This is a genomic window from Robinsoniella sp. (assembly GCF_034124845.1).
This window is the reverse complement of sequence record NZ_JAWYAJ010000047.1, coordinates 1-6338: the sequence shown is the minus strand read 5'-3', so window position 1 is coordinate 6338 and position 6338 is coordinate 1. Positions and strand designations below refer to the sequence as shown.

General features: G+C 42.4%; 5 protein-coding genes. 1 reads left to right on the top strand and 4 read right to left on the bottom strand.

Going from position 1 to position 6338, the window contains the following annotated elements; genetic code table 11:
• Positions 1-110 precede the first annotated feature (110 nt).
• Genes ACH2DQ_RS02460 through ACH2DQ_RS02445 form a run of 4 tightly spaced genes read right to left on the bottom strand, consistent with a single transcriptional unit; the run spans position 111 to position 5201 of the window.
• Complete coding sequence (locus ACH2DQ_RS02460) at positions 111-707, bottom strand: AAA family ATPase (RefSeq protein ID WP_394914178.1); 597 nt, start codon at positions 705-707, stop codon at positions 111-113.
• A gap of 27 nt (positions 708-734) precedes the next feature.
• On the bottom strand, positions 735-2588 hold the full coding sequence (locus ACH2DQ_RS02455; protein WP_394914177.1) for an ABC transporter ATP-binding protein: 1854 nt from the start codon (positions 2586-2588) through the stop codon (positions 735-737).
• Positions 2585-4738, bottom strand: coding sequence for an ABC transporter ATP-binding protein (locus tag ACH2DQ_RS02450; RefSeq protein WP_394914176.1), 2154 nt, complete (start codon positions 4736-4738; stop codon positions 2585-2587). The genes ACH2DQ_RS02455 and ACH2DQ_RS02450 overlap by 4 nt, the downstream gene beginning before the upstream one ends.
• Entirely contained in the window at positions 4722-5201 is a 480-nt protein-coding gene (locus ACH2DQ_RS02445) for a MarR family winged helix-turn-helix transcriptional regulator (protein WP_394914175.1), read from the bottom strand. The genes ACH2DQ_RS02450 and ACH2DQ_RS02445 overlap by 17 nt, the downstream gene beginning before the upstream one ends.
• Positions 5202-5524: 323 nt before the next feature.
• Between ACH2DQ_RS02445 and ACH2DQ_RS02440 the strand changes: the two genes are divergently transcribed.
• Complete coding sequence (locus ACH2DQ_RS02440; protein WP_395025445.1) at positions 5525-6223, top strand: pirin family protein; 699 nt, start codon at positions 5525-5527, stop codon at positions 6221-6223.
• The last annotated feature ends 115 nt before the right edge of the window (positions 6224-6338 follow it).

The following is a 6338-nucleotide window of genomic DNA, read 5'->3' as shown; positions in this document are numbered from 1 at the left end:
CTTTTCGTACACTACCTATCTTATACAAAGCGTCCTTACTCAGCAAAACCCAAATTTAATGTCTTATCCCCCCATAAACTCACTGTGTTCTAGCTAAATAAAGACAAGCTCTACCCTCTATAAACTTTTTCAATAATATCCACACACTGCTCATATCCCAGAGTAGAGGTATTCAGACACAGATCATAATTTGCCATATCTCCCCACTCTTTTTCCGTGAAAGAGTTATAGTAACTTTTTCTCTGCATATCCTTTTGCTTGATAAAACGTTCGATATTTTTCTTCTCTACTTTATCCACGCTGCCTGCCCGGTTAATGCGGTCAGCCATAGCAGATGCATAGATAAAAATATTCAGTGTCTTACATTTATCCTTCAGTGCATAATCGGAACATCTTCCAATAAAGATGCAGGGACCATCATCAGCCAGGCGCCTGATGGTATCACACTCTGCCTGGAAAATCTTATAGGGCTGGTTGACCTTATCATACTGTCCGTTGGTCATGATCGCTATATTATATAAAAGGCTTCCGTTTCTCTTTTCATCATGTTCACGCATAATTCCCGGATTGATACCATACTTTTCTGCGGCGATCATCAGCAGTTCATTATCATAGAAAGGAATATCCAGCCGCTTTGCCAGCATTTTCCCTACCTCTCTTCCACCACTTCCATACTGTCTGTCGATTGTGATACATTTTCTGCTCATCTTACTATTTCCTCCTTTTAAGCTGTCTTAAGCTGTCATTTCCTCAAACTGGGAATTGTACAGGCTTGCATAGAATCCCTCTTTTGCAAGCAGCTCTTCATGGTTACCCTGTTCTATAATATCGCCGTCCTTCATTACTAAAATTAGGTCGGCATCCTTTATCGTAGATAAACGATGGGCGATTACAAAACTGGTACGCCCTTTCATCAGATTGTTCATAGCTTTTTGTATTCTGGATTCCGTTCTGGTATCTACGGAACTTGTAGCTTCGTCCAGGATCATAATCTTATTGTCAGCCAATATGGCTCTTGCTATTGTGATCAGCTGCTTCTGGCCCTGGGATACATTGCTGGCATCCTCATTGAGTTCCATTTGATAGCCGCCCGGAAGTGTCTGGATAAAGTGGTGTGCATGTGCCGCTTTCGCTGCTGCGATAACCTCTTCATCCGTTGCCTCTAGCCGTCCGTACCTTATATTCTCCATAATGGTTCCCTTAAACAACCAGGTATCCTGCAGTACCATGCCAAAATATTCCCTCAGTTCACTTCTGTTAAAATCAGTAATATTATGTCCGTCAACCTTAATGCTTCCGCTGTTTACATCATAGAAACGCATCAGCAGCTTGACCATGGTCGTCTTCCCTGCTCCGGTTGGGCCTACAATAGCCACCGTCTGTCCCGGTTCTACCTCACAGTTAAAATCATTTATAATAATTTTATCCGGATCATATCCAAAATGAACGTGCTGGAAAGTTACCCTTCCATCTATATTATCAATCTGAACTGGATTTTTTGCAACCAGTTCTTCTTCTTCCTCACCGAGAAATTCGAATACACGCTCTGCTGCTGCCGCCGTTGACTGAAGCATATTTGATACCTGCGCTACCTGGGCGATGGGCTGGGTAAAGCTCTTCACATACTGAATAAAGGACTGGATATCACCAACTTCGATGGCACCTTTGACTGCCAGGATACTTCCGCTGACTGCAACTGCGACATAACCCAGGTTCCCGATAAAACCCATAATGGGCTGCATCATTCCGGATAAAAACTGTGATTTCCATGCAGACTGAAACAGTACCTCATTGGTTTCATCAAACTCTTTTTCTACAGTCTTCTCCCGGTTAAATGCCTGAACGATACTGTGACCGCTGTAGACTTCTTCTACCTGTCCGTTGATCTCCCCCAGGTATTTCTGCTGTGCAACGAAATACTTCTGAGAACACTTCACAACAACACCAATCAAAATTGCAGATATGGGAAGAATTACAATTGCAATCAGGGTCATAAGAGGACTGATGCTCATCATCATGATAAAAATACCAATCATCTGTGTTATGGATGTAATCAACTGGGTAATGCTCTGATTCAGGCTCTGTCCCAAGGTGTCCACATCGTTTGTAATACGTGATAAAACCTCGCCCACGGTTTTGGATTCAAAATACTTCATGGGCATCCTGTTGATTTTCTGAGAAATCTCTTCACGAAAACGGTAACAGAGCTTTTGTGAAATGCCGCTCATAATCCATCCCTGCACAAAAGACAGGCAGGAACTAAATAAATATAATCCTAACAGAAACAACAGAATCTGTCCCAACTTTGTAAAATCTATGCCCCCTGTTCCAGAAACTTTTGCTACCAGACCATTAAATAATTCCGTGGTAGCCTTACCCAGAATCTTAGGTCCCAAAATACCGAAAATCGTACCACCTACTGCAAAAATCAATACGCCTATCAGTGCAATTTTATAACTCCCCATATAACCCGCCAGTTTGCGGATCGTTCCTTTAAAATCTTTTGCCTTCTCTCCTGGTGCCATTCTGGAACCCGGTCCATGGCCGCCTGCTTTCATTCTTGGAGCCTTATTGTTCTCTTCACTCATGATGCAGCACCTCCTTTCAATTCTGCTTCAGATAACTGGGATCTGGCAATTTCCAGATAGGTTTCACAGCTTTCCAGCAATTGTTCGTGGGTACCGGTTCCTGCAATTCTGCCCTCATCCAATACGATAATCTGATCCGCATGTAGAATGGTACTGATCCTCTGTGCAACGATAATGATCGTGGCATCCAAGATTTTCTCATTCAGAGCCTTACGCAATACCACATCTGTCTTATAGTCCAGCGCCGAAAAACTGTCATCAAACAGAAATATCCTGGGCTTTTTGGCAATTGCCCTTGCAATGGAAAGACGCTGCTTTTGTCCGCCGGAAACGTTGCTTCCGCCTTCTGATATACTGCTGTGGTATTTCTCCGGTTTGGTATCAATAAATTCCACCGCCTGTGCAATTCCTGCTGCCTCTTTCATATATGCATCAGGAATCTCCTCCCCGCCAAACTTGATATTTGATTCAATATCCCCTGAAAAAAGTACGCCTTTCTGGGGAACGAATCCCAATAAATCTCTTAATTTGTTTCTGGATAAATCCCGGATATCCACGCCGTCTAACGTTATTCTGCCACCGGTCACATCATAAAATCTTGGTATCAGATGAATCAAAGTGGATTTTCCGCATCCCGTACTGCCGATAATTGCAGTGGTCTGCCCGGGTTTTGCCGTAAAGTTCAAATGTTCCAGCGCATCTTCATCTGCCCCTGGATAACGGAAGGAAACGTCTTCAAATGCAATCGTTCCATTCCACTGTGCTCTGCTGTCATCCATGGTATGTTCTTTATCTGTAATAACTACAGCGGTCTCAATAACTTCTGCAATACGATTTGCGGATACGCCTGCCCTTGGAAGCATAATGGAGATCATGGTTAACATCAGGAAGGACATGACGATCTGCATGGTATACGTAATAAACGCCATCATATCTCCAACCTGAAGATTCCCTGCATCAATCCCCTTGCCGCCAAACCATACGATCATAACGGTGATACAGTTCATGATCAGCATCATTGCCGGCATCATAAAGGTCATAACACGATTTGTGAATAACTGTGTGGACTTTAAATCCAGATTGGCATTGGCAAATCGTTTCTCTTCATATTTTTCTCTGCTGAATGCACGAATTACAGGGATACCCGTTAAAATCTCCCTGGATACCAGATTTAATTTATCCACCAATGTCTGCATTTTCTTGAATTTCGGCATAGCTACTGAGAACAAAATACCCACCAGTAAAATAATCGCGCCTACCGCTACCCCGATAATCCACCCCATGCCAGTTTCCGTATACCCTACTTTGATAATGCCTCCTATGCCCAGAATCGGTGCATAGAGAACCATACGCAGCAACATGACGGACACCATCTGAATCTGCTGAACATCGTTGGTACTGCGGGTAATCAGGGAAGCAGTGGAATACTGGTCCATTTCCGTATTGGAGAAAGACAGTACTTTTTTAAACACTTTTCCTCTCAGGGTCATACCAATCTTAGCAGCGGTATAAGATGCCAGCATTCCCACGAAGACTGCTGCAATCATGGATACAATAGCCAACGCAAGCATCAACAGCCCTTTATGGATCAAATAATTGGTCTGGTAATCACCCAGGTCAATTCCCATCGCCTGATACTCTTCCTTGTCGAACAGCAACGCTTTTTGTGCTATGATGGAATCGCTGTATTCCCCAAACTTTTCCATTGCCTGGTCCTTCATTTGAAGGATCTGATCCTTTGTCATCATCCCGGAAGCAAGAGCCTTTTTGATCTGGTCAATATTCACCTTTCCGGAATCTTTTGCACTCGAGAGCATCAGCATCGGTGTTCCCAGGATTTTATCCAGTTTCTCAATATCTTTTCTGCCATCTTTATTCAGATGCAGAAAACCATCCTCTTGCTTACCATAAGCAGATTTTACCGTTTTTTCTTCCTTATCTGTCAGAAACAGGCACAGACTATCCATGGTTTCCTGGCGCATCTGGTCCGGTGCCACATTGGCGATACCGCCCTGCTGGATTCCCACGTCTACAATATCGGAAGTATACGATGGCAGTGCCAGATCACAGTAAGCCTGCACCACCAATAGCAGCACAATGCAAAGGATCAGCATTTTACACTCACTTAAATATTTAAAGAGTTTCTTCATCCTTATCTCCTTTCCCTTTTTCATCCAGCTCTTCTTCCATAATAGAAGTCATTTTCTGTATCAGGCTGATCAGCATTTCTACATTTTCATCTCCCATGCGTTTCATGACCCTCCCAGTAAAATCATCCATCGCCTTTGCAGCCATCTCACGGCTCTCCAGTCCTTTATCGGTAAGATACACATAGGTGTTTCTGCGGTTATTTTTATCTACTTCTCTTCGTATCAGACCTTTTTCTTCCATATTTCGAAGCATCCTTGATGCAGCCGGTGGAGAAACCCGGAGGCTCTTCGCCAGATCCGATACGATAATGCCACCGTCACCGGTTCTCTTCTGGCACTTCCGAAGCATTTCCAATGCAAAGAATTCACCCTGTGATACATCGGAAAAAATATGGCTCATATTCAGCTTTCTCATACGATGGGATACCCGCATAAACTCTTCTTTTAGATTTTTTTCATTCATATCCATACTCCTTTCTTCCTTCACTTTCCTAATTAGATACCATAGAATCATTTATCTATGATATTAGTTAACATAGTTAATCATTCACTTTGATAAGTATATGCTTATGGAATGAAATTGTCAATCCTGTAATTATTAAAAATAAATAAATTAAAATAGTCCATGAATCAAACAATATTTCGAAATCCTCTATAAATATATTTGCCTTTTTTAGATTAAAAGCTTATGATATGTGTATACTACTGATACAGCGGGACTAAAGATTCAGAATTAACGGTAACGATACAGCAGACTGCACCGGAATGTGCAAGAGGAGGGTTCCTATGATAAAAAGAGTAGACCACAGTAAGATGGGCAGAAGTGAACTGGGATGGCTGGACAGCTGGTTTCATTTTTCATTTGCAGAATACTACAATCCTGACAATATCCAATATGGGGCTTTGCGCGTCATAAATGACGATATTATACAGCCCCACACCGGATTTGATACACATCCCCACAAAAACATGGAAATAATCACCTATGTTGCTGACGGTGAACTCACCCATGGAGACAGCATGGACAATAAGCGTACACTTACCCGGGGTGACGTACAATACATGAGTGCCGGGAGCGGCATTTTCCACAGTGAATTAAACGAATCCGATGAACGCCTGCGCTTGTTGCAGATCTGGATTTTGCCGGATGCCGACAATTATATCCCCCAATATGGGGACTATCATTTTCCCTGGACCAACCGCCTGAACCAATGGACACAGATCGTTTCCCCTGAAAACGGCAAAGCGCCTATACGCATTCATCAGGATATGAATATTTTTGTAACCCAGCTGGTTCAGAATCAATCCTTGGAATATGAAATCCTCCCTGGACGACAGGCATATCTGGTTTTAATCGAAGGACGGGCAAAGTTAAATCAAGTCACTTTAGAAAAAAGAGACGGCGCAGAAATCGCTGCCGGGAAATTAACGATACAGGCACAGGCAGAAGCCCATATTCTATTTTTCGAAATGAAAGAAAGTTAAATATAAAAACTTCCGGCAGTAAACAGGCAGCCGGAAGTTTTTTTGATTTTTTTATGAATGATATGAATTAATAAAAATTTTATGATTATATGAATTTTTATAGGCAATGAATTTA